This window comes from Sphingobium sp. CR28 (assembly GCF_052327305.1).
Classification (GTDB): Bacteria; Pseudomonadota; Alphaproteobacteria; order Sphingomonadales; family Sphingomonadaceae; genus Sphingobium.
Map to the genome: position 1 here is coordinate 1,746,935 of NZ_CP182486.1, position 19,220 is coordinate 1,766,154.

Here is a 19,220-nt window from a genome sequence, read left to right on the forward strand (position 1 = left end):
CGCCCCCGGGTGTTTCTTGTTACAAGGGAACGAGGATGCGGACCAGGCTTCCACCCCCAGCTTCATGGACATCTGCGCTTGTCGCCGCGGCCGTGGGCTTTGGGGGCACGATCGCACTCATTGTCCAGGCGTTTGGACATATGGGAGCGAGCGTCGGGCAAATTGCTTCGGCAGTAACCGCACTATGCCTTGGCATAGCCGTCGCTGGCGCCTCCCTGTCCATAAGGTTTCGCATTCCGGTCGTGTTGGCCTGGTCGACACCAGGGGCAGCGTTACTGTTAACCGCTCCGTCGATGTCGTGGGCGACGGCCTGCGGCGCATTTCTCACAGCCGGCCTGATCGCGGTCGCCTTCGGAGCCGTTCCGGCACTTGCAAGGCTCGCCAGTTCCATTCCGGCTGCGGTCGCATCCGCAATGTTGGCAGGCGTATTGCTGCCGTTCGCGCTTGATGCGTTCCGGCAGGCGACCTTCGATCCCCTCCTCGTGCTGCTCCTGACGGCGGCGTTCATAGTAGCACGGCAGCGAGCGCCACTGTGGTCACTCCTTCTCGTCCTTGGCATGGGGGTGGCAGCGACACTTGTGCGCGGAAGGCTTGGCATCCGCCCGCCAGGAGACGTCTTCGGCTCGCTCACAATCTCGGCGATCCATATTGACGCGGGAGCGGCCCTGAGCCTCGCGGTCCCACTCTTCGTCGTCACACTTGTCTCGCAGAACTTGCCCGGCATCGCAGTGCTGCGCTTGGCCGGCTATTCGCCAAAGCCAACTCCATTATTGGTCGGAACCGGGCTGGCGAGCGTAGCGATGGCGCCCTTTGGTGCACATTCGATCAACCTGGCGGCAATTACCGCCGCGCTTTGCACAAGCCCCGACGCCGACCCGGACAAAGCCGCCCGTTGGCGTGTCGGCCTGATTTATGCCGCTCTCTATCTGCTTTTGGCGACATTCTCGCCGGTGCTTGTCCGATACTTCCTAGCGCTTCCGCAAACTACGCTGGCGGTACTCACTGGTATCGCACTTATACCAGCGCTCACAGGCGCACTCGAAGCGATGATGTCGTCCATGGAGAATCATGATGCCAGCATCCTAACATTTGTCGTTACGGCATCCGGCCTGACGCTCTTCGGCCTTGGGTCGGCTTTTTGGGGAGTGGTGGCAGGTGTTACAGCAATGGCGGTCGCACGCCTTCTGCATCGTCAGCCCACCGATACGGAGACTGCTTAGCTCGTCAGACGTCACCACATCGAAAGGGTGATAGATGATGCCAACCGGCCTGGACCTCGTCGCCAGCTATACCAACGTTAAAACCGAATACGCCGTGGGTGCCACCGCTTAGACTTGCGCGGTCTTCGACCTCAATACGTCGCGCAGAATCCAGCTTGTCCGGCCACTCTTGCCGATATCGAGGATCAATCCATCACCGTCGGAATAGCGTCCCGGCTCGGTAAGGTTCTTCACCTGCATCGCTGTGAGCTTGCCCATGGCCGGGAAATATAGCTCCAGCCACGCTCTCAAGTAAGTCCTGGCCCCACACGCATCCCCACCCTCAAGCGCGGATATAGCCGAACAGACGCGAACGTAAGCACGCGCGATACCCATAAATCCCTGATTATCGGCCATTTTATGGCCAATCGCGAACTGTGCTGAATGGAAGGCTGGCGGAGACGCCGGGATTCGAACCCGGGGAGCCCCATTCAGGGCTCGACGGTTTAGCAAACCGCTGGTTTCAGCCACTCACCCACGTCTCCGATGGCGCATGCCCTAGGGAAGGCGAAGAATGCTGTCAACGCGTCACGCGCGGCCTGGCTGTCGCATGTCGCTCGCAGCCGCATCTCGTCAGCTTCATTATTGCAGGCGCGACTCGCCAGCGAGGAGCAAAACGCCATCTACTCCGAACGATCACAGTCATTTCGGGAACAGAACAAGACTCTGTTTCGACTCGTCGTTTAGTGCGTCCGACTCGTCGCGCGATCGACCCGGTGGATTCGCTTGTCCGCCTCCAAGTTGGTAGCTGGCCCGCGAAATCATAAGGCAATAACGAGCAAGCGGGTGGCTTCAACAAGCAATACCGCGCGCCGGGTCACTTCTCGACTCCAGGAGTGGATGCCGCCGCGTGAAATCATTCTGCGTACCCACGGAAGCGTCCGCTTTCTGCGGATTTCCACGGGCGCTCAGTTGACTGCGTTCGCCCTTGTGGTTGGCGTGGCGCTGCTATGGCTGGGCCTCACCCTCTCCATGGTCTGGTCGCAGGCCAGTCTTGTCACGGAGCGTTCCGCGCTCGCGAAGCATAGTTCTCAGGTTGCGCGCCAGCAGGCACAGGTCAACGCCTATCGTAACTCGGTGGACAAGGTCGCCCGCGATATCGAAGCACGACAGGATGCGCTGGACCGACTCGTGGCCGAACATCTTGGCGCAGCCAAGGACGGGGAGCTTGGGGCCGATCTGAAGTCGCAAAAGGCGGCAACCGGTAAGGCTCCCGGAAAGATCAGCGCGGCGACGCCTGCCGCCCAGCGACTGCACATCATGGCATCGCGCCAGCAGGCATTCGAGGCGAACCTCCTCGCTTCTGCCCAGGACCGCATTCGGCGTATCGAGCGCGCCATTCGCGGGCTTGGCGTCAATCCCTCGCAGATCACTCAGCGCACCCAGGCCATGGGCGGCCCATTCATTCCAGCACGGGGTCAAATGGCGCAGGAACCGAGTCTGCGGGATCTCTCTGCCACGCTGGCCCGCCTCAGCGCGTTGCAGGCGGGTTTTGCGGCACTGCCTTCGGGCCGCCCCACACAGGCTCCCATGGAAACCAGTTCGTACGGCTATCGCCGCGATCCCTTCAACGGCCTCGCCGCCTTCCATGCCGGCATCGACTTTCCGGGGCGCTACGGGCAGCCGATCGAGGCCGCAGCAGACGGTCGCATCAGCTTCGTGGGTACGCGCAGCGGCTACGGCAATGTCGTCGAGGTGGAGCACGGCAACGGCATCATGACGCGCTACGCGCATCTCTCACGTTTCGTCGCCCGTCCGGGCGATCGCGTCGCGCGCGGGCAAACCATTGCCCGGATGGGCTCGACCGGCCGATCCACTGGCACGCACTTGCATTTTGAGGTTCGCATCAACGGCGCGGCAGTCAATCCGCGCCCGTTCCTGGAGGCTCGTCAGGATGTTCTCGAAGTCCAGCAAGTCGCGCAGCGGCGGCACGCCATCGGTGGCAACGGGCGGTAAGCGCAGCCATTTTTCGATCATTGGTAGCGATGTCGCCATCCGGGGCGACATCAAGGCAAGCGTTGACCTTCACGTCGATGGCCGGGTGGAGGGCAATGTTCAGTGCGCTGCCCTCGTTCAGGGGCCGGAAAGTCGCATCATAGGCCAGGTGGAAGCGAAGAGCGCGCGTATAGCGGGAGTCGTGGAAGGCGGCATCGTCGCTCATGATCTCGTAGTGGAAGCCGGCGCGCGCATCGTCGGCGACGTAAGCTACGAGACGATCACCATCGCGCCGGGTGGCCAAATTGATGGGCGCTTCTCCCCCATGACCGACCCCGCAGTTCAGGCCGGCGAGCTGAAGCTGGTAAGCGACGCTGGCTGAGGGCAACGGCCAGTTCTAATTCACCGGAGGCCGACGCCGATAGCTGAGGGCCTCGGCGACATGGACGCGCCCCACGCTCTCTGCTCCGGCCAGATCCGCGATCGTGCGCGCCACGCGCAGCACCCGCGTATAACCGCGCGCGGAAAGCTTCATCGCGGCCGCAGCGTCGGCCAGCAGCAGGCGACCGGGTTCGTCGGGCGTCGCGACGGCATCCAGCGCGCTTCCTTCCAGTTCGGCATTGGTGCGTGCCCCATCCAGCGCCGCCGAGCGCCCGGTCTGCACCGCTCTGGCGGCGGCGACCCGAGCCGCGACGTCGGCCGATCCCTCGGCAGCAGGCGGCAATACCAGATCGGCAGCACTAACTGCCGCCACGTCTACGTGCAGATCGATCCGGTCAAGCAGCGGCCCGGAAACCTTTGCCTGATAGTCCGCCGCGCAACGGGGTGCGCGCGTGCAGGCCAGCGACGGATCGCCCAGATGGCCGCAACGGCACGGGTTCATGGCGGCGATCAGCTGGACGCGCGCTGGAAACGTGACATGTGCATTGGCCCGCGCGACGCTCACTGTGCCGGTTTCGAGCGGCTGGCGCAGACTGTCCAGCACAGCGCGTTGGAACTCGGGCAACTCGTCGAGAAAAAGCACGCCCAGATGCGCCAGGCTGACTTCGCCGGGCTTCACCCGCAGCCCCCCACCGACCAGCGCTGCCATGGAGGCGCTGTGGTGCGGAGCACGATAAGGACGCGCCTGAGTGATGCGTCCGCCGTTCAGCGTGCCGGCCACCGAGGCGACCATGGAGACTTCCAGTGCCTCAGCGGGCGTCAAGGGTGGCAAGATGCCCGGCAGACAACTCGCCATCAGCGATTTGCCTGAACCCGGCGGCCCCGCCATCAGGAGGTTGTGGCCCCCTGCCGCTGCGATCTCTAGCGCGCGTTTCGCAGTCTCCTGCCCGCGCACTTGCCGCAAATCCGGACCGCCGACCGGCGTTTCAGCCGTCGCCGGCTCGGGTAGTGCAATGCGGCCATTGCCCTTCAGATGATTGAGCAGCGTGAGCAGGTCCGGTGCTGCCGTGACCGCGCTGCGCCCTGCCCATGCGGCTTCCGCTCCCTGCGCGGCGGGGCAAATGAGCGCGAGATCCCGCTCGGCGGCACTGATCGCCGCGAGCAGCACACCGGGCACGGGCGCGATCCGCCCGTCGAGGCCCAGTTCCCCCACGACGAGATGCTCGGCCAGCCCTTCCGCGTCCGTCACGCCCATTGCGGCAAGCAGAGCGAGCGCGATGGGCAGATCATAATGCGACCCTTCCTTGGGCAGGTCGGCGGGCGAGAGATTGACGGTAATCCGCTTGGGCGGAAGCGTGAGGCCAATCGCGGCAATCGCGTTACGGACGCGCTCCCGACTCTCCGCCACGGCCTTGTCCGCAAGGCCGACGACAATGAAGTTCGGCAGGCCCGCGACGAGCTGACATTGCACCTCGACCGCGCGCGCCTCAAGCCCCAGAAAGGCGACAGTCTGGACAGTCGCGATCACTTGGTACGCCCCCTTTTTGTTCCCCGTCCCGGATATGGGCTGAACACGCGTAAGTCGAGGGCTTAAGCGGAGGTTTTTTCCAGTGGCTCGAAGCGTGGCGGCAGTTCGAAGAGCGAGACGAACTGCGACTCCAGGGCAGCATCGCCTTTCCCCGTGAGAACTCCGGCGCGCGTGAGTTCGGATAGCGGGACTTTGCCGTAGAAGCGCGCAGCGAGACCGCGCGCGGTACCGCTATAGCTGAGGTCGGGCGCATCCGCTTCTCCCGCGGTCGCATGAAAGACGCCGTCGACCAGCCATGCACGATAGGGAATGCCACCAATATCGAAGCCCAAGGACAGACGAATATCGCCTGCTTTGATCACATCGAGGTTTATCTTGAACGAGAGCAGCATCGCCACACCAGTGAGCGGCAACATGCGGTTATGCGCTGGGGAGCGATAGGCCCATTTCGCCATGGCGAGCACCATCGGCTCGGCTTCCCGCCCCCATGATGTGAGCCCATAGAGCTGGACATTGGCGGGCGGGGGCAAGCGCAAGCGCTCGATGATGTGGCGCGCTTCCATCTCGGTGAGGCGCTGGGTCAGCACATTCGCACTAAGGCCCGGCAGCGCGGCGCGCAGATCCGAGAAGCGACGCGGACCCAGCAAAAGCTCACGGACAACCAGCAGCGCCCAGCGTTCGCCCACCAGATCGAGGCCGTGGGCGAGTCCGCAGGCATCATCAAACTGGCGTTTCGTCGCAGAAGCAGACCTGTTAGTTTCTTTTTCTAACTTCATAGTTGCTAAATATAACTCTCTAAGCCAGTTTCCGCAATGTCGAGTCGCGACGCTGCGGTCGATCAGGTGAGGACACATCCAATGACGACACGCATGATCTTTGTGAACTTGCCGGTACGCGATCTCAAAGCCGCGATGCGATTTTACACCGCGCTCGGTTTCGTGAACGAGCCCCGCTTCACTGATGAGACCGGCGCCTGCATGGTCTGGTCAGAGGCCATCTTCGTGATGCTGCTCACGCATGAGAAGTGGGGGATCTTCACCAGCCGTCCGATCCCGGACAGTGCAGCCAGTGAAGTGATGCTCGCGCTTTCCCTCGAGAGTCGCGAGGCAGTGGTCGCGATGGCCGACACCGCTGGTCAAAATGGCGGCACGGCCGACATCAATCCGGCGCAGGACCACGGCTTCATGATGAGCCGCAGCTTTGCCGACCTCGACGGTCATCTGTGGGAGCCCTTCTGGATGGACCCATCCTTCGCCTCCGGTGAGGCAGAGATACCGGTGGCCGGCTGACCATCCTTGCCGCAGCAGGCCGATTTTACCCCTGACGAAGAAGGAGTTTTGCCATGAGCTATATCGACGGTTTCATGTGCCCGGTGCTGCCGGGGAAGAAGGACGCCTATATCGAAATGGCGAAGAAGGCGGCCCCGCTCTTCGTTGAATATGGCGCGATCCGCGTTGTCGAAGCCTGGAACGACGACATTCAGCCGGGAAAAACGAACGACATGCGCACCGCCGTGATCGCGGAAGCGGGCGAGGACGTGGTCTTCTCATGGATCGAATGGCCGGACAAGGCGACGCGGGACTCCGCGTGGGGTAAGCTGATGGAAGACGAGCGCATGAAGCCGCCTGAGGACAACCCGATGGCCGGTGCCCGGATGATTTATGGTGGCTTCTCCGTCATCCTCGACCACTCGGCCAACTGACCCCCGCAAGGAGATCCGACAGTGAGCGACCGGCACGGCGCCTTCATTTGGTACGAACTCATGACCAGCGATATCGAGGCGGCAAGGGCGTTCTACGAGCCCGTTGTCGGCTGGACGGTGACGGGGCAGTCCGACATGCCCGGCATGGACTATCGGATGATATCGGCGCCCGACGCCATGATCGGCGGCGCAATGCAGATCGATGAGGAGATGGCCAGGGGCGGCGCGCGGCCGGTGTGGCTTGGGTATATCGGCGTGGAGGATGTCGATGCGACGGTCGCGGCGTTAAAATGGGAGGGCGGCAAGATCCTGATCGAACCGCGCGATATCCCCGATGTCGGCCGCTTTGCGATGGTCACGGACCCGCAGGGCGCCCCCTTCTATGTCATGCGCGGTTTCTCGGATGAGGCGAGCACGGCCTTCTCTTCGGATGCGCCGGGTCACTGCGCCTGGAACGAGCTCTCCACGCCGGATCAGAAAGGCGCACACGCCTTTTACGAAGGCCTGTTCGGCTGGACCAATCCCGACTCGTTGCCGATGGGCGAAATGGGCGAGTACCGCTTCCTCCTTTCCGGAGACGAGCGCATCGGCGCGACGGTGGAGCAGAAAGACCGGCCCGCGATCTGGCTCTATTATTTCCGCGTTCCGTCCATCCCGGCCGCAGTCGAGGCGGTGAAGGCCCATGGCGGGGCGATCATGATGGGACCGATGGAAGTGCCAGGCGGCGACCATATCATCATCGGCAGCGATCCACAGGGCGCGACTTTCGCGCTGGTGGGCCGGGGCTGAGCATCAAAGCGGAGAGGACGCATGACCAACAAGCTCACCACATGCCTGTGGTATGACGGCGCGGCCCGCGAGGCGGCGGAGTTCTATGTGACGCTGCTGCCGGACAGCCATATCGTGACTGCGCTCAAGTCGCCGGCCGATAATCCCTCCATGAAAGAGGGCGGCGAACTGGTGGTTGAATTCATACTGGCCGGGCAGAGCTTCATCGGCCTTAACGGCGGCCCGAATTTTAAGTTCAACGAGGCGGTGAGCATACAGATACACACCGAGGATCAGGCAGAGACCGACAGGCTGTGGGAGGCGATCGTCTCAAACGGCGGCGCGGAGAGCGCCTGCAGCTGGTGCAAGGACAAGTGGGGCATGAACTGGCAGATCGTGCCGAGACGCCTCACCGAGCTCATGGCCGATCCCGATCCCGACGTCGCGCGCCGCGTGATGCAGGCGATGATGACCATGCGCAAGATCGACATCGCGGGGATCGAGCGCGCGGCGGAAGGCAAGACATCTGCATGAGTTACACTCTCTATGCACACCCCTTCTCGTCCTATTGCTGGAAGGTGCTGATCGCGCTCCACGAGAAGGGCGTGCCTTTCGCCGTGAAGATCGTGGAGGACCCGGCCGCCATGACGGCGCTGCGCCGGCTCTGGCCGCTCGGCAAATTTCCGGTGCTCGTTGCCGATGGCGCGCCGGTGATCGAATCCACGACGATCATCGAGTTTCTGGACCTGCGCCACCCCGACCAGGCGCCGATGCTGCCCGCCGATTCAACGGCAGCGCTGGACGTGCGCTTCATGGACCGCATCTTCGACAATCATGTAATGACGCCAATGAACGCGATCGTGCGGGCACATATGCAGACGCCCGACGCACCTGACGCTAATATAGTGGCCAAAGCGCAGGCAGACCTCGATACCATCTACGCCTGGCTGGACGAGCGGCTGGCAGACCAGGAGTGGGCCAGCGGCATGGACTTTTCGCTGGCGGACTGCGCTGCCGCGCCATCGCTCTTCTATGCCGACTGGGTGCGCGAAATTCCGGAAAGCCATGTCAATCTACGCGCCTATCGCGCGCGGCTGAATGCTCGGCCGTCGGTCTCGCGGTGCATCGAGAGCGCCCGGCCCTACAGGGGCTATTTCCCGCCGGGCGCGCCTGAACGGGACTGACCCTCATATCCAAAGTTCTCCGGGGCGAGGCAATTGACATTTCCTGTCCCCTTGCCTATCGGGCGGCGCGTGGAGCGGCCGCCTCATCGGGCGGCCCTTTTTGTCGTTCGCTTGCAGCGGCGATTCGCAGATTTATTGAGGAATGAACGATGAAGCGGACTTTCCAGCCGAGCAACCTTGTTCGCAAGCGCCGTCACGGCTTCCGCGCCCGCATGGCGACGGCGGCCGGCCGCAAGGTGCTGCGCGCCCGTCGCGCTCGCGGCCGCAAGAGCCTCTCGGCCTGAGCGACACCTCTTCGCGCGCTTTGGGTCAAATGACCCGGCGCGCTGATTATCTGGCCGCCAATCGCGGCCTGCGTCAGCCCATGCCAGGCTTTGTCCTGCTCGTGCGCGATCGCCGCGATGGCGATCAGGCGATTCGAATCGGCATCACCGTCACCAAGAAGATCGGCGGCGCAGTCGTCCGCAACCGGATGAAGCGGCGTTTTCGGGCACTAGCGCGAGAGTTGTTGCCTGCTCAGGGTATATCCGGTGCGGACCATGTCCTGATCGGCCGCGAAGGCGGTATCGAGCGCGATTTCGACGCGCTTCGCACCGAACTTGCCAAGGCGCTGGCCCGGATTGCGGCAAAGGCCCGGCCCGACACGCCGAAAAGTGCCAATGCGTCATGATCGCGCGGCTGATGATCCTCATCGCGCGCGGCTGGCAACTCGGGCCAAGTCGCGTTCTGCCCCCCAGCTGTCGCTATCATCCAAGCTGCTCGGCCTATGCGATCGGCGCGGTGCAAAAATATGGCGCGATCAAGGGTGGCTGGCTGGCAATCAAACGGCTATTGCGCTGCCACCCATGGGGCGGATCGGGCTTCGACCCGGTTCCATGACAGTGACTGCCAGAGGCATGATTAGCGGGAAGCGACGATAAGTGAACGACAAGCGTAACCTCGTGCTGGCGGCTTTGCTGACCGTCGCCATCCTCTTTGGCTGGCCCTACATCGCCAACCGCTTTTTCCCCACGGCAAATCCGCCCGCCACCAAGATCGAGGCCGGCAAGGAAGTGGCCGTGCCCAATCCGGCTGCGGACCCGACTGCCCATTCGCCCGCCGCGATCCGCGACCGCGCGGTCGTGCTGAAGGACAGCCCTCGCGTCGTCATTGATACGCCGCGTCTCAAGGGGTCGATTGCTCTCAAGGGCGCCCGCATCGATGATATCGTGCTGCCGGACTACCGCGAAACGGTGGCAAAGGATTCGCCACCTGTGCGACTCTTCTCGCCCGCAGGCACGAGCGACGCCTATTTCGCTGGCTTCGGCTGGTCGGGCGAGGGCCTGAAGGCGCCGGACGGCAATAGCGTCTGGACCGCTGACAAATCCGTCCTGAAGCCCGGCGCGCCGGTGACGCTTCGCTGGGACAATGGCGCGGGCCAGCGCTTCGTGATGCGCGTCTCCGTCGACGAGAATTATATGCTCAGTGTCGATCAGACGGTCGAGAATGTCGGCAACGGAACGGTCGCTGCCCGCCCCTTCGGACTTCTCTCCCGCAATGGCGTCTCGAAAGATGCGTCCACATGGACGATCCACACCGGCCCGATCGGTGTGTTCAACGGCGCCGCTAATTACAGCATCAATTTCAAGGATCTTGATGCCGGCACGCCCGAGCGCTTCGGCACGACCGGCGGCTGGATCGGCTTTACGGATCATTACTGGCACGCCGCGCTCATCCCCGCGCAGGATCGTCCGGTTGACGCACAGTTCCGCGCGAGTTCGGGCCAGCGCTATCAGGCCGACATGAGCTACGCGCCGGTCATTCTGGCGCCGGGCAAGTCGGTCACCACGACCAGCCGGCTCTTCGTCGGTGCCAAGGAAGCCAAGCTGCTCGAAGCTTATACCGACCAGGGCGGCGTCCAGCTGTTCGATCGCGCGATCGACTGGGGCTGGTTCCGCTGGTTCGAGAAGCCGATTTTCTATCTGCTCGACTGGCTGTTCCGCATGATCGGCAATTTCGGCGTCGCGATCATCTGCCTCACCTTCATCGTGCGTGGCATCATGTTCCCGATCGCCCAGCGTCAGTTCGCCTCCATGGCGGCAATGCGCGCAGTGCAGCCGAAAATGAAAGCGATCCAGGAGAAGCACAAGGACGACAAGCTGAAGCAGCAGCAGGAGATCATGGAGCTCTACAAGAAGGAGAAGATCAATCCGCTTGCCGGCTGTCTTCCCATCTTCCTGCAGATTCCGGTCTTCTTCGCGCTCTACAAGGTGCTGATGCTCGTCGTGGACATGCGCCACCAGCCCTTCGTGCTGTGGATCCGCGACCTGTCCGCGCCAGATCCCTTGCACATCCTCAACCTGTTCGGTCTGCTGCCCTTCACGCCGCCCTCCTTCCTGGGCATCGGCGTGCTGGCCATCCTGCTTGGCATCACCATGTGGCTGCAGTTCAAGCTGAATCCCACGCCGATGGACGACATGCAGAAGCAGGTGTTCGCGATCATGCCGTGGATGATGATGTTCGTCATGGCGCCGTTTGCCGCGGGCCTGCTCATCTACTGGTGCACATCCAACCTCCTCACCATCGCCCAACAATGGTGGCTTTACCGGAGCCATCCGGTGCTGAGCCAACAGGCGGCGGCGAAGTGACGTGAGCGATCCCGCCGAAGAGGCGCAGCGCGCGGAAGCGATCGAGGAGGCCCGGCGCATCTTTGCCGGGCCGATCGGCTTTCTCAAGAGCGCTCCGGGGCTCAAATTCCTGCCCGATCCGATCGTGTCAGAAGTGGCCTTTGCTGGCCGCTCCAATGTCGGCAAGTCCTCGCTCATCAACGCGCTGACCAACCGCAACGGCATCGCGCGCACGTCCAACACGCCCGGCCGCACGCAGGAGCTCAACTTTTTCGACGTGGGCGTGACGGAGCTTGAGAACGGCGCCCTCACGCCGCCGCTCTTCCGCCTCGTCGATATGCCCGGCTATGGCTATGCCAAGGCACCCAAGGATGTTGCAAAGCAGTGGCGCTTTCTGGTGAACGACTATCTGCGCGGGCGCGCCGTGCTCAAGCGGGCGCTGGTCCTCATCGATAGCCGGCACGGCATCAAGGACGTGGACCGCACCTTGCTCGACATGCTGGACGAGGCGGCGGTTGGCTACCGTCTGGTTCTCACGAAGGCAGACAAGGTGAAGGCGAGCGAATTGGACGCGGTGCGCACAGCGACGCTTGCCGAAGCGCGGGGACGAACGGCGGCCTATCCGGAGATCATCGCGACCTCCAGCGAGAAGGGCATGGGCTTGCCAGAGCTGCGCGCGGCGGTGATCGAAGCGCTCGCCTGATCGCTATCTGGACGGCTGCACGTCCAGAGGCTTCACCTCGGCTTGTGGCAGCGAGGTGCCCAGCAGTGCCGCGAGTGTCGGCGCAATTGCCCGCATATCGATCACGCCCAGATCCCGCCCCTTGGCGACCCCTTTGCCCATGACCAGCAGGCTGGCATGCAACGCCGGGCTGTTCGGGAAATAACCGTGCATGCCCTTGTACGGTGGCGGAAACCGGAGCGGCACGTCCTTGCCGTAGAAGCCGCCGGTCGCCATTCCGGGCTTGAGGCTGACGTAGAAGCTGGCTTCCGGATTGCCGCCCATCGTGGCGATCTCCGCTTGCTCTACGATCCGCTCGATTCCGTTGGCCGGATCGGCCTTTAGCTTGTCCAGCACCGCAAGAACGCGCGTCTGCAGCGCCTTGTCGGCCGGCCGTGCCAGCATGATCGCCGCCGATCCGCCCGAGGCCCAGGGCACCGCTTCCCAACTTGCGATCTTGCCATCCGCGCCGACAGTGACCAGTCCGGCTTCGATGAAAGCGCCATAAATATTGAGCGCGTTGTCGATCGGGACGAAACCGTGGTCACTCACCACGGCAACGGCAGCATCCGGCCGCGCCGCCAGTTCGGCAGCGACCAGCTTCCCGACCAGCGCATCGATCCGCTCCAATATGGCTTTCGCTTCGGGCGAACCGGGCCCGTAGGCGTGCTCCTCATGATCGAGGGACGCGAAATACACGGTCATAAATTCCGGCTTTTCGTCTGCGATAAGCTGCGCGGCGAAACGCGCGCGATTCTCATCAGCGACGATGCTCTCATCGATTCCGGCCGCATAGGGCTGGCCGACTTCACGTTCCAGCCGCGACTTGAGCCCCGGTGTCGCCAGCGCATCGATGAGCTTGGCGTCGTCGGCATGGCCCGTGCGCCAGATCTGGGGCATATTATACGTGATGCCCTGTGCGCCGACGCTGACCGGCCAGTGGACATTCGCCGTCCGGATACCGGCCTTCGCCGCCACGCCCCACAGCGTCTCGCGCTTGTAGTCGGACGCATACCAGAACCAGCCGTCGTGGTTCATCTGCGTGGGATCGAACGTCGTATTGGAGACGATGCCATGGCGCGCGGGAGCAGCACCAGTCACAAGCGTAGCGTGGCTGGGATAAGTGAGCGTGGGCAGCACCCCGACCACACCGCGCGCATAGCTTCCTTCAGTGAGGAAGCGCCGGAGATTGGGCACCTTGAGCCCGCGCTTCTCCGCCTCGATCACATCGAGCGGGCGTAGTCCGTCGATCGAGATGAGCAGTACCGGCTCCGCCCCCGCCGCGACCGGAGCCGCGGCGAAGATCAGAGATGCCAACAGCGGCAGGCGCTTCATCAGAAGCCGACCTTGATCGTCGCGAAGACCTGCTGCGGCGCGCCGATCAGCAGTGTCTGCGCATCGCCGCTATTGCCAAAGCCGCCCGAACCGATCGTCCCGATATACTTCTTGTCGAACAGGTTGGTGGCGTTGACCTGCAGCTCGATCTTGTCGGTGAAGCGATAGCCGACCGAGGCGTCCACGATCACCCGGCCATCCACCGATACGTCGTTGGTGTAGCTATAGTAGCGCTTCGACATGTAGTTGGCGCCGATCCGGCCGAAAATCGGACCTTGGTCATAGTTCAACTCGCCGCGCAGCATGTGCTTGGGGCTGTCCACCACTGTCTTACCCTTGATGGCGGCAACCAGCTTACCATCCGAGCTGTTGAACACATCGTTCCGATAGCTGGCGTCCGTATAGCTATAGGAAGCGAACAGGCCGAAGCCGCCGCCCAGCCGAAGGTCGCCAGCCGCCTCGATACCGACGGCGCGCACCTTGCCAACATTCTGCAGGGCCGAGGCAAGACCGAGGATCGGGCTGCCGACCTGCACGGCCAGCAGACGATTGCGGAAGTTCACCAGATAGGCGCCGAGCGTGCCGTTGAAGACTGGCGTGTGGTAGCGCAGGCCCAGCTCATAGGTGTCGGACGCCTCGGGCTTGAGGTCGTCGCGGATCTGATCGAAGCCCGCCTGACTGGTCGAAAACGGTCCGCTGGTGGTCGCGCTCGCGAAAGCCTTGGTGACCTGCGTGAAGCCGCCGAAGATCTCCGCCTCCCGGGAGAGCTCGACAGCAAAACCGGCATGAGGCTGGAGCCAGTCCTCCGCCTTGATCTTGCCCTCGGGGAAGCTGCTGGACACAACCGCCTCGGCCTCGTTCGTGACCTTGAAGCCTTTCCAGCCGACATTCAGCGTCACCATGCCGAGATCGATCTTGTCCCGAACATAATATTGGAACGTATCAGTGGTGAAGTCGAAGGCCCACTGCGTGAAGAAGGGGTTCTTCGGGTAGTCGCGGAAGCTGACCCCCGGCTCGGCCCGGCTCGCGAATGCATAGAAGCGCCGTGCCTGATCGAACTTGTTGTTCTCGTACCATGCGCCGGCCTCAAGCGTCTGCGCGCCGACGGTAAAATCGACACTGCCGAACACACCAACGCGGTCCATCTCATATTCAGTCGTTCGGATCGACAGAGGCGAGCCAGTCGGGCTGGGCACGGACGGCGTCGCCCAGAGCCCCATGCCCTTATTGTTGTGATAATAGGTTCTCAGCTTCAAATTGGCCTGTTCGCCCAGGGGCGTGGCGATGCCGACCGCGCCCAACCAGTCCTTGCGGAGACCGGCCGCATCATAATAGGCGTCCCACACCGAGGTGACATTGTCAGGATAGACCGTGCCGGCCGCCGGATTTGAGACCGGGCCGCCTGTTTCCCCGCGATTGTTGCCGATATCGGCATAGCGCACAGCACGGGCATAATCGGGGAATGTGTTGTCCCACTTCCAGCCGAGCCGGTCGATCATGTCCATGGACATGTCCTGATAGTCGTTCTCGCGCCGGTCGGAATAGCTCAGCCATCCGTCGATCTTCGCGTCGCCGACAGGCACCACGACTTTCGCGTTGACCATATGCTGGTCCTGCGTGCCTGCGCCTTTCCACTTGTCGGTCGAACCATAGGCATAGGAGACATAGCCGCGAATGCCGTCCGCGCTGCCCATGTTAAGCCGTGCGAAACCGCGCCAGGTCTCGTCCGAGCCATAAGTGAGGTTGCCCTGCCCGCCCAGCGTATCGGCAGGGTCCATCGAGAAGGTCTCCACCGTGCCGCCCAGATTGCCGGTGGACTGGGTGCCCAGCGATCCCGCGCCCTGGCTGACGCGCACGCTGCCGATATTCTCTGAACTGATCGCACGAGTGATGTGCAGGCCATTGTGGTTGCCATAGCTCATATCGCCCAGCGGGATGCCGTCGAACGTGAATCCGAGCTGATTCTGGTTGAAGCTGCGGATCGAGACGCGCTGCGACCATTCATAGTTTCCGAACGGATCCGCCGACTGGAAGTTGACGCTGGGCAGCTTCTCAATGGCTTTCAGGGGATTGGTGCCAGGAGTCAGGGAGATGAAATCCTTGGAACCGATCTCCTGAACCTGTCGGGTCTCCCCCCGGCCAAAGACCAGAATCTCCGTACCGTCGCCATTGGCGTCCTCGGCGGGTGCCTGCGCATGTGCGCTCGGAACGATCAGCGGCAAAAAGGCAGCGGACAAGAATAGCTTGGCGGTGAAACGACGCATTTTGCGATCCCCCTGAGTTTCTGGATGGGGGCGCCTCTATTCATGCTGCGTTGCAATAATGCGTGAGAACGGGGTCGGATTCATTACAGTTGCAGTACGACGCGACCGCCTTGCGTCTCACATCCTTCACCCGTAGGTCGGGCTCATACCAAGGCGGAGAAACCGGCACGTGATGAAGCTGTTCATCGGCAACAAGACCTATTCCAGCTGGTCGCTGCGGGGCTGGCTCGCGGCCAAACAGTCCGGCCTGCCGTTCGAGGAAGCCGTTGTTCCGCTTTACGACGAAGAGTGGGATCGGCGCCGTGAGGGTGATGAGTTTGCGCCGTCATCCGGCAAAGTCCCGATCCTGTGGGACGACGAGACGGTGGTGTGGGATAGCCTCGCGATCGTCGAATATCTCAACGAAAAGTCAGGCGGCGACAAGTTCTGGCCGCAGGATTCCGCGGCCCGTGCCATGGCCCGCTCGATGGCGGCGGAAATGCACTCTTCCTTCGCCGCACTGCGCCGGGAGTGCGGGATGAACATCCGCGCCATTTATCCGCCCAGCCCCAAGAGCGATGCAGTCATGGCAGACGTCGCCCGCATCATGGAATTATGGGCGCAGGCACGCGCCCGCTATGGGCGGGCCGGCGAATTCCTCTTCGGCGAATTCGGCGCGGCCGACATCATGTATGCGCCGGTGGTCACGCGATTCGTGACCTATTCCATTCCCGTCGCGCGCTTCGCGGTGCCCTATATGCAGGCGGTGATTTCGCACCCCTTCATGCAAGACTGGATCGGCAGCGCCCAAGCCGAGGATTGGGTGATCGAGAAGTTCGAGCTGCCCGCGACGGCCTGACTATCGGAGTTCGCGCCATAGAGCGCCGCAAGATAGCGCGGATTTCAGTCCTACTTGCGAATGGGATAAGGCGTACCGTCGCGGTGGAAATAGCCATCGCGCGTAAAAACCATGTCGATATCCGAGTAGGCGCCGCCTTCCTGCCTGTCACCGGCGCTGAAGCAGATGAAGGCGCAATCCACCGTGCTGCGGTTCACCAGATGATGCCCGTTGCGCACGCCTGCGGGCCAAGCCACGCAGTCCCCCGGATGCAGGACGGTCTCGCCCTCGTCCTCGATGAGCACGGCCTCCCCGCTCAGCATGACCAGAAACTCGTCTTCGCCCTCATGCCAGTGTCGCTGGGATGACCAGGCACCGGGCTTGAGCGTGACATGATTGGCACCGAGATGGGTCATTCCGTTGATCGCGCCCAAACGCCGCTGCCAACGCCCCGCCACAGGCTCATCGAACGGCGGGGGATATCCCGTCTTGTTCACCGGTTCGATGGCACCAAGATCGATTTTGGGCATGGCGTCCTCCTTTCCTTGACTGGAGGGAACGGCTAACGCCACCGGATGCAGGATACCAGTCTTCACACGCCTCTTGCGGATCCCGTCGCGCTCACTGAGCGTCTGCTGGCCTGCCCTTCGATCACGCCGGCGACCGGGCCGGTGTTCGAATGCCTGACGGAGATGCTCGTTCCCCTCGGCTTTACGGTCGAGCGCTTTATGGACGGAGAGTTGCCTGACGGGCCGGTGGAGAATCTGCTCGCGGTTCGGCGCGCCGGTCCCGGTCGTCATCTCGCCTTTGCCGGTCATCTCGACGTCGTGCCGCCGGGCGACGGCTGGACTAGCGACCCCTTCGCCCCGGTGCGCAAGGGCGATTTGCTTTATGGACGTGGCGCGGTGGACATGAAGGGTGCGATCGCGGCCTTCGTCGCAGCGGTCGCCCGCGCGGCGCCGACCGACGGCACGCTCAGCCTGCTCATTACCGGCGACGAGGAAGGCAGCGCGACCTTCGGCACCAAGGCGCTGATGGCCCATATGGCCGAGAAGGGCGTCCAGCCTGACATCTGCCTCGTCGGCGAACCGACCAGCGTCAACCGGCTGGGCGATACGATCAAGATCGGCCGGCGAGGCTCGGTCAACATGTGGATCAGCGTCGAAGGTGTGCAGGGTCATGTCGCCTACCCGCATCTCGCGCGCAACCCAATCACGCCGCTCGTCCGCATCATGGCCGCGATCGAGGCGATTGAGCTGGACGAGGGAACGGACTGGTTCCAACCAAGCAACATCGAGTTCACCGATGTGATGGTGGGCAATCCGGCGACCAACGTGATTCCTGCGCGGGCGACGGCGCGCCTTTCAATTCGCTTCAATGATCTGCACCGGGGGGCGGCGCTGGCCGATCGTATCCGTGCGATCGTCGAAGCGGAGGGTGGCACGCTGGAGGCGAAAATCAGCGGCGAGGCGTTCTTGACGCCCCCGGGCGATCTCTCGGCGCTGGTCAGTTCCGCGATCGAAGCGGAGACTGGCCTGACTCCGGAACTTTCAACCAGTGGCGGCACCTCGGATGCGCGCTTTCTCTCCGCGCTTTGCCCCGTCGTCGAATTCGGCCTCATCAATGCGACGATGCACAAACTCGACGAGGCCGTGTCCGTGCAGGATCTCGAAAGCCTGACGCGCATCTACCAGCGCATCATCGACGCCGCCTGAACCCCTGCTTCAACTCAGCTTGCCCGTGATTCCGATAGCGCCCGCGCATAGAGCCAGGCCCTGATCGCACTGGCGAGATTGGGCGGCGCTTGCTGGGCGATTCGCGCCGCGTCTATTTGGGCGACGAGCGCGCTAAGCGGTAAATCCTCCGCCTTCGCCGCCTGCTCCAGCCCAAACCAGAAAACGCGCTCGAGGCTGATCGAGGTCGGATGCCCCGCGATCGTCATGCTGCGCTTGACGGGACCCGTGAGCGGGTCGGTATCGCGGGGAATACCGCTCATCAATACATGTGCTGGCCGCCGTTCATCGACAGGGTCGAGCCTGTGACGAAGCCGGCATCCTCACTCACCAGGAACACCACGCCACGGGCAATTTCCTGCGCCTGGCCAAGCCGGCCGACCGGAATCTTGGCGACGATCTTCTCCAGCACCGGAGCTGGGACTGCCGCGACCATATCCGTGTCGATATAGCCCGGCGCGATGGCGTTGACGGTGATGCCGGAGCGCGCGCCTTCCTGCGCGAGCGCCTTGGTAAAGCCATGGATGCCGGACTTGGCAGCTGCATAGTTCACCTGACCATATTGCCCGGCCTGTCCGTTGATCGAGCCGATGTTGACAATGCGGCCCCAGCCGCGCTCGCGCATGCCGGGGAAGGTCGCTTTCGCCATGTTAAAGCAACCGCCAAGGTTGATGCGCATCACCTCGTTCCAGTCGTCGAAGCTCATCTTGGCGAGCACGCCGTCCCGCGTGATGCCGGCATTGTTGACCACCACATCGATGGGGCCCAGGTCGGCCGCAACGGCAGCGCAGCCATCCAGGCAAGCCTGATGGTCGCCAACGTCCCACTTGTAAGCCTTGATGCCGGTGCGCTGCGTAAAGGCCTTGGCCTTTTCGTCATTGCCGGCATAATTCGCGGCGACGGTGAAACCGGCATCCTTGAGCGCGAGGCTGATCGCTTCCCCGATACCGCGCGTTCCGCCGGTCACGATTGCCACTCTGCTCATCA

At 63.0% G+C, this 19,220-nt stretch carries 23 protein-coding genes and 1 tRNA gene; 15 read left to right on the forward strand and 9 right to left on the reverse strand.

Going from position 1 to position 19,220, the window contains the following annotated elements; all coding sequences use genetic code 11:
• Positions 1-35: 35 nt before the first annotated feature.
• On the forward strand, positions 36-1,220 hold the full coding sequence (locus ACNAOH_RS08390; protein WP_443969745.1) for a benzoate/H(+) symporter BenE family transporter: 1,185 nt from the start codon (positions 36-38) through the stop codon (positions 1,218-1,220).
• Between the two features lie 108 nt (positions 1,221-1,328).
• Here the strand turns inward: ACNAOH_RS08390 and ACNAOH_RS08395 are convergent, their stop codons facing one another.
• Positions 1,329-1,478: an integrase arm-type DNA-binding domain-containing protein gene (locus tag ACNAOH_RS08395; RefSeq protein WP_443969746.1), complete on the reverse strand. Its 150-nt coding sequence runs from the start codon at positions 1,476-1,478 to the stop codon at positions 1,329-1,331.
• Between the two features lie 174 nt (positions 1,479-1,652).
• Positions 1,653-1,744 (reverse strand) — tRNA-Ser (locus tag ACNAOH_RS08400).
• 427 nt (positions 1,745-2,171) lie between these two features.
• On the opposite strand from ACNAOH_RS08400, the gene ACNAOH_RS08405 reads away from it, so the two are divergent.
• Together ACNAOH_RS08405 and ACNAOH_RS08410 are read left to right on the forward strand one after the other, a co-directional pair.
• Positions 2,172-3,215 carry a M23 family metallopeptidase gene (locus ACNAOH_RS08405; protein WP_443969747.1) on the forward strand — a complete coding sequence of 348 codons (1,044 nt, stop codon included), beginning with the start codon at positions 2,172-2,174 and terminating at the stop codon, positions 3,213-3,215.
• On the forward strand, positions 3,154-3,576 hold the full coding sequence (locus ACNAOH_RS08410; RefSeq protein ID WP_443969748.1) for a bactofilin family protein: 423 nt from the start codon (positions 3,154-3,156) through the stop codon (positions 3,574-3,576). The genes ACNAOH_RS08405 and ACNAOH_RS08410 overlap by 62 nt, the downstream gene beginning before the upstream one ends.
• A 15-nt stretch (positions 3,577-3,591) precedes the next feature.
• Here the strand turns inward: ACNAOH_RS08410 and ACNAOH_RS08415 are convergent, their stop codons facing one another.
• Both ACNAOH_RS08415 and ACNAOH_RS08420 read right to left on the reverse strand, forming a co-directional pair.
• Positions 3,592-5,103, reverse strand: a complete 1,512-nt coding sequence (locus tag ACNAOH_RS08415; protein WP_443969749.1) for a YifB family Mg chelatase-like AAA ATPase — start codon at positions 5,101-5,103, stop codon at positions 3,592-3,594.
• A gap of 62 nt (positions 5,104-5,165) precedes the next feature.
• Entirely contained in the window at positions 5,166-5,789 is a 624-nt protein-coding gene (locus tag ACNAOH_RS08420) for a winged helix-turn-helix transcriptional regulator (protein ID WP_443969750.1), read from the reverse strand.
• 183 nt (positions 5,790-5,972) lie between these two features.
• On the opposite strand from ACNAOH_RS08420, the gene ACNAOH_RS08425 reads away from it, so the two are divergent.
• The 10 genes from ACNAOH_RS08425 (at position 5,973) to yihA (ending at position 12,066) form a co-directional block, all read left to right on the forward strand.
• Positions 5,973-6,392: a VOC family protein gene (locus tag ACNAOH_RS08425; RefSeq protein WP_443969751.1), complete on the forward strand. Its 420-nt coding sequence runs from the start codon at positions 5,973-5,975 to the stop codon at positions 6,390-6,392.
• 53 nt (positions 6,393-6,445) lie between these two features.
• Positions 6,446-6,805 carry a DUF1428 domain-containing protein gene (locus ACNAOH_RS08430; protein WP_443969752.1) on the forward strand — a complete coding sequence of 120 codons (360 nt, stop codon included), beginning with the start codon at positions 6,446-6,448 and terminating at the stop codon, positions 6,803-6,805.
• Positions 6,806-6,826: 21 nt separating this feature from the next.
• Entirely contained in the window at positions 6,827-7,594 is a 768-nt protein-coding gene (locus ACNAOH_RS08435; RefSeq protein WP_443969753.1) for a VOC family protein, read from the forward strand.
• A gap of 21 nt (positions 7,595-7,615) precedes the next feature.
• Complete coding sequence (locus ACNAOH_RS08440) at positions 7,616-8,107, forward strand: VOC family protein (protein WP_443969754.1); 492 nt, start codon at positions 7,616-7,618, stop codon at positions 8,105-8,107.
• Positions 8,104-8,757, forward strand: coding sequence for a glutathione S-transferase family protein (locus ACNAOH_RS08445; protein ID WP_443969755.1), 654 nt, complete (start codon positions 8,104-8,106; stop codon positions 8,755-8,757). Before ACNAOH_RS08440 ends, ACNAOH_RS08445 begins: the two co-directional genes overlap by 4 nt.
• A 149-nt stretch (positions 8,758-8,906) precedes the next feature.
• Positions 8,907-9,041, forward strand: coding sequence for a 50S ribosomal protein L34 (rpmH, locus tag ACNAOH_RS08450; protein WP_443969756.1), 135 nt, complete (start codon positions 8,907-8,909; stop codon positions 9,039-9,041).
• A gap of 29 nt (positions 9,042-9,070) precedes the next feature.
• Entirely contained in the window at positions 9,071-9,427 is a 357-nt protein-coding gene (gene rnpA / locus ACNAOH_RS08455; RefSeq protein ID WP_443969757.1) for a ribonuclease P protein component, read from the forward strand.
• On the forward strand, positions 9,424-9,636 hold the full coding sequence (yidD, locus tag ACNAOH_RS08460) for a membrane protein insertion efficiency factor YidD (RefSeq protein ID WP_443969758.1): 213 nt from the start codon (positions 9,424-9,426) through the stop codon (positions 9,634-9,636). Before rnpA ends, yidD begins: the two co-directional genes overlap by 4 nt.
• Positions 9,637-9,677: 41 nt before the next feature.
• Positions 9,678-11,384 (forward strand): membrane protein insertase YidC, encoded by a 1,707-nt coding sequence (gene yidC, locus ACNAOH_RS08465; protein WP_443969759.1) that lies wholly within the window; start codon positions 9,678-9,680, stop codon positions 11,382-11,384.
• A gap of 1 nt (position 11,385) precedes the next feature.
• Entirely contained in the window at positions 11,386-12,066 is a 681-nt protein-coding gene (gene yihA / locus ACNAOH_RS08470) for a ribosome biogenesis GTP-binding protein YihA/YsxC (RefSeq protein WP_443969760.1), read from the forward strand.
• Between the two features lie 3 nt (positions 12,067-12,069).
• Here the strand turns inward: yihA and ACNAOH_RS08475 are convergent, their stop codons facing one another.
• A complete protein-coding gene (locus ACNAOH_RS08475) occupies positions 12,070-13,419 on the reverse strand; it encodes an alkaline phosphatase family protein (RefSeq protein ID WP_443969761.1) in 1,350 nt (449 codons plus the stop codon).
• A complete protein-coding gene (locus ACNAOH_RS08480) occupies positions 13,419-15,683 on the reverse strand; it encodes a TonB-dependent receptor domain-containing protein (RefSeq protein WP_443969762.1) in 2,265 nt (754 codons plus the stop codon). The genes ACNAOH_RS08475 and ACNAOH_RS08480 overlap by 1 nt, the downstream gene beginning before the upstream one ends.
• A 172-nt stretch (positions 15,684-15,855) precedes the next feature.
• On the opposite strand from ACNAOH_RS08480, the gene ACNAOH_RS08485 reads away from it, so the two are divergent.
• Positions 15,856-16,521: a glutathione S-transferase family protein gene (locus tag ACNAOH_RS08485; RefSeq protein WP_443972084.1), complete on the forward strand. Its 666-nt coding sequence runs from the start codon at positions 15,856-15,858 to the stop codon at positions 16,519-16,521.
• A 50-nt stretch (positions 16,522-16,571) separates the two neighbouring features.
• On the opposite strand, the gene ACNAOH_RS08490 is transcribed toward ACNAOH_RS08485, so the two are convergent.
• Positions 16,572-17,030, reverse strand: coding sequence for a cupin domain-containing protein (locus tag ACNAOH_RS08490; RefSeq protein ID WP_443969763.1), 459 nt, complete (start codon positions 17,028-17,030; stop codon positions 16,572-16,574).
• A gap of 45 nt (positions 17,031-17,075) precedes the next feature.
• Here ACNAOH_RS08490 and dapE point away from each other — a divergent pair, with 45 nt between their 5' ends.
• Positions 17,076-18,215: a succinyl-diaminopimelate desuccinylase gene (gene dapE / locus ACNAOH_RS08495; RefSeq protein WP_443969764.1), complete on the forward strand. Its 1,140-nt coding sequence runs from the start codon at positions 17,076-17,078 to the stop codon at positions 18,213-18,215.
• A gap of 14 nt (positions 18,216-18,229) precedes the next feature.
• On the opposite strand, the gene ACNAOH_RS08500 is transcribed toward dapE, so the two are convergent.
• Together ACNAOH_RS08500 and phbB are read right to left on the reverse strand one after the other, a co-directional pair.
• Positions 18,230-18,496 carry a ribbon-helix-helix domain-containing protein gene (locus ACNAOH_RS08500; protein WP_443969765.1) on the reverse strand — a complete coding sequence of 89 codons (267 nt, stop codon included), beginning with the start codon at positions 18,494-18,496 and terminating at the stop codon, positions 18,230-18,232.
• A complete protein-coding gene (phbB, locus tag ACNAOH_RS08505) occupies positions 18,496-19,218 on the reverse strand; it encodes an acetoacetyl-CoA reductase (RefSeq protein ID WP_443969766.1) in 723 nt (240 codons plus the stop codon). The genes ACNAOH_RS08500 and phbB overlap by 1 nt, the downstream gene beginning before the upstream one ends.
• Positions 19,219-19,220: the final 2 nt, after the last annotated feature.

Excerpts from the sequence above, each read along its gene's own strand:
- ACNAOH_RS08395 (WP_443969746.1), bottom strand. The coding sequence starts at position 1,478 with ATGGGCAAGCTCACAGCGATGCAGGTGAAGAACCTTACCGAGCCGGGA.
- ACNAOH_RS08490 (WP_443969763.1), bottom strand. The coding sequence starts at position 17,030 with ATGCCCAAAATCGATCTTGGTGCCATCGAACCGGTGAACAAGACGGGA.
- dapE (WP_443969764.1), top strand. The coding sequence starts at position 17,076 with ATGCAGGATACCAGTCTTCACACGCCTCTTGCGGATCCCGTCGCGCTC.
- phbB (WP_443969766.1), bottom strand. The coding sequence starts at position 19,218 with ATGAGCAGAGTGGCAATCGTGACCGGCGGAACGCGCGGTATCGGGGAA.
- ACNAOH_RS08390 (WP_443969745.1), top strand. The coding sequence starts at position 36 with ATGCGGACCAGGCTTCCACCCCCAGCTTCATGGACATCTGCGCTTGTC.
- ACNAOH_RS08445 (WP_443969755.1), top strand. The coding sequence starts at position 8,104 with ATGAGTTACACTCTCTATGCACACCCCTTCTCGTCCTATTGCTGGAAG.
- yidD (WP_443969758.1), top strand. The coding sequence starts at position 9,424 with ATGATCGCGCGGCTGATGATCCTCATCGCGCGCGGCTGGCAACTCGGG.
- ACNAOH_RS08430 (WP_443969752.1), top strand. The coding sequence starts at position 6,446 with ATGAGCTATATCGACGGTTTCATGTGCCCGGTGCTGCCGGGGAAGAAG.
- ACNAOH_RS08500 (WP_443969765.1), bottom strand. The coding sequence starts at position 18,496 with ATGAGCGGTATTCCCCGCGATACCGACCCGCTCACGGGTCCCGTCAAG.
- ACNAOH_RS08480 (WP_443969762.1), bottom strand. The coding sequence starts at position 15,683 with ATGCGTCGTTTCACCGCCAAGCTATTCTTGTCCGCTGCCTTTTTGCCG.
- rpmH (WP_443969756.1), top strand. The coding sequence starts at position 8,907 with ATGAAGCGGACTTTCCAGCCGAGCAACCTTGTTCGCAAGCGCCGTCAC.
- rnpA (WP_443969757.1), top strand. The coding sequence starts at position 9,071 with ATGACCCGGCGCGCTGATTATCTGGCCGCCAATCGCGGCCTGCGTCAG.
- ACNAOH_RS08425 (WP_443969751.1), top strand. The coding sequence starts at position 5,973 with ATGATCTTTGTGAACTTGCCGGTACGCGATCTCAAAGCCGCGATGCGA.
- ACNAOH_RS08440 (WP_443969754.1), top strand. The coding sequence starts at position 7,616 with ATGACCAACAAGCTCACCACATGCCTGTGGTATGACGGCGCGGCCCGC.
- ACNAOH_RS08475 (WP_443969761.1), bottom strand. The coding sequence starts at position 13,419 with ATGAAGCGCCTGCCGCTGTTGGCATCTCTGATCTTCGCCGCGGCTCCG.
- ACNAOH_RS08485 (WP_443972084.1), top strand. The coding sequence starts at position 15,856 with ATGAAGCTGTTCATCGGCAACAAGACCTATTCCAGCTGGTCGCTGCGG.
- ACNAOH_RS08410 (WP_443969748.1), top strand. The coding sequence starts at position 3,154 with ATGTTCTCGAAGTCCAGCAAGTCGCGCAGCGGCGGCACGCCATCGGTG.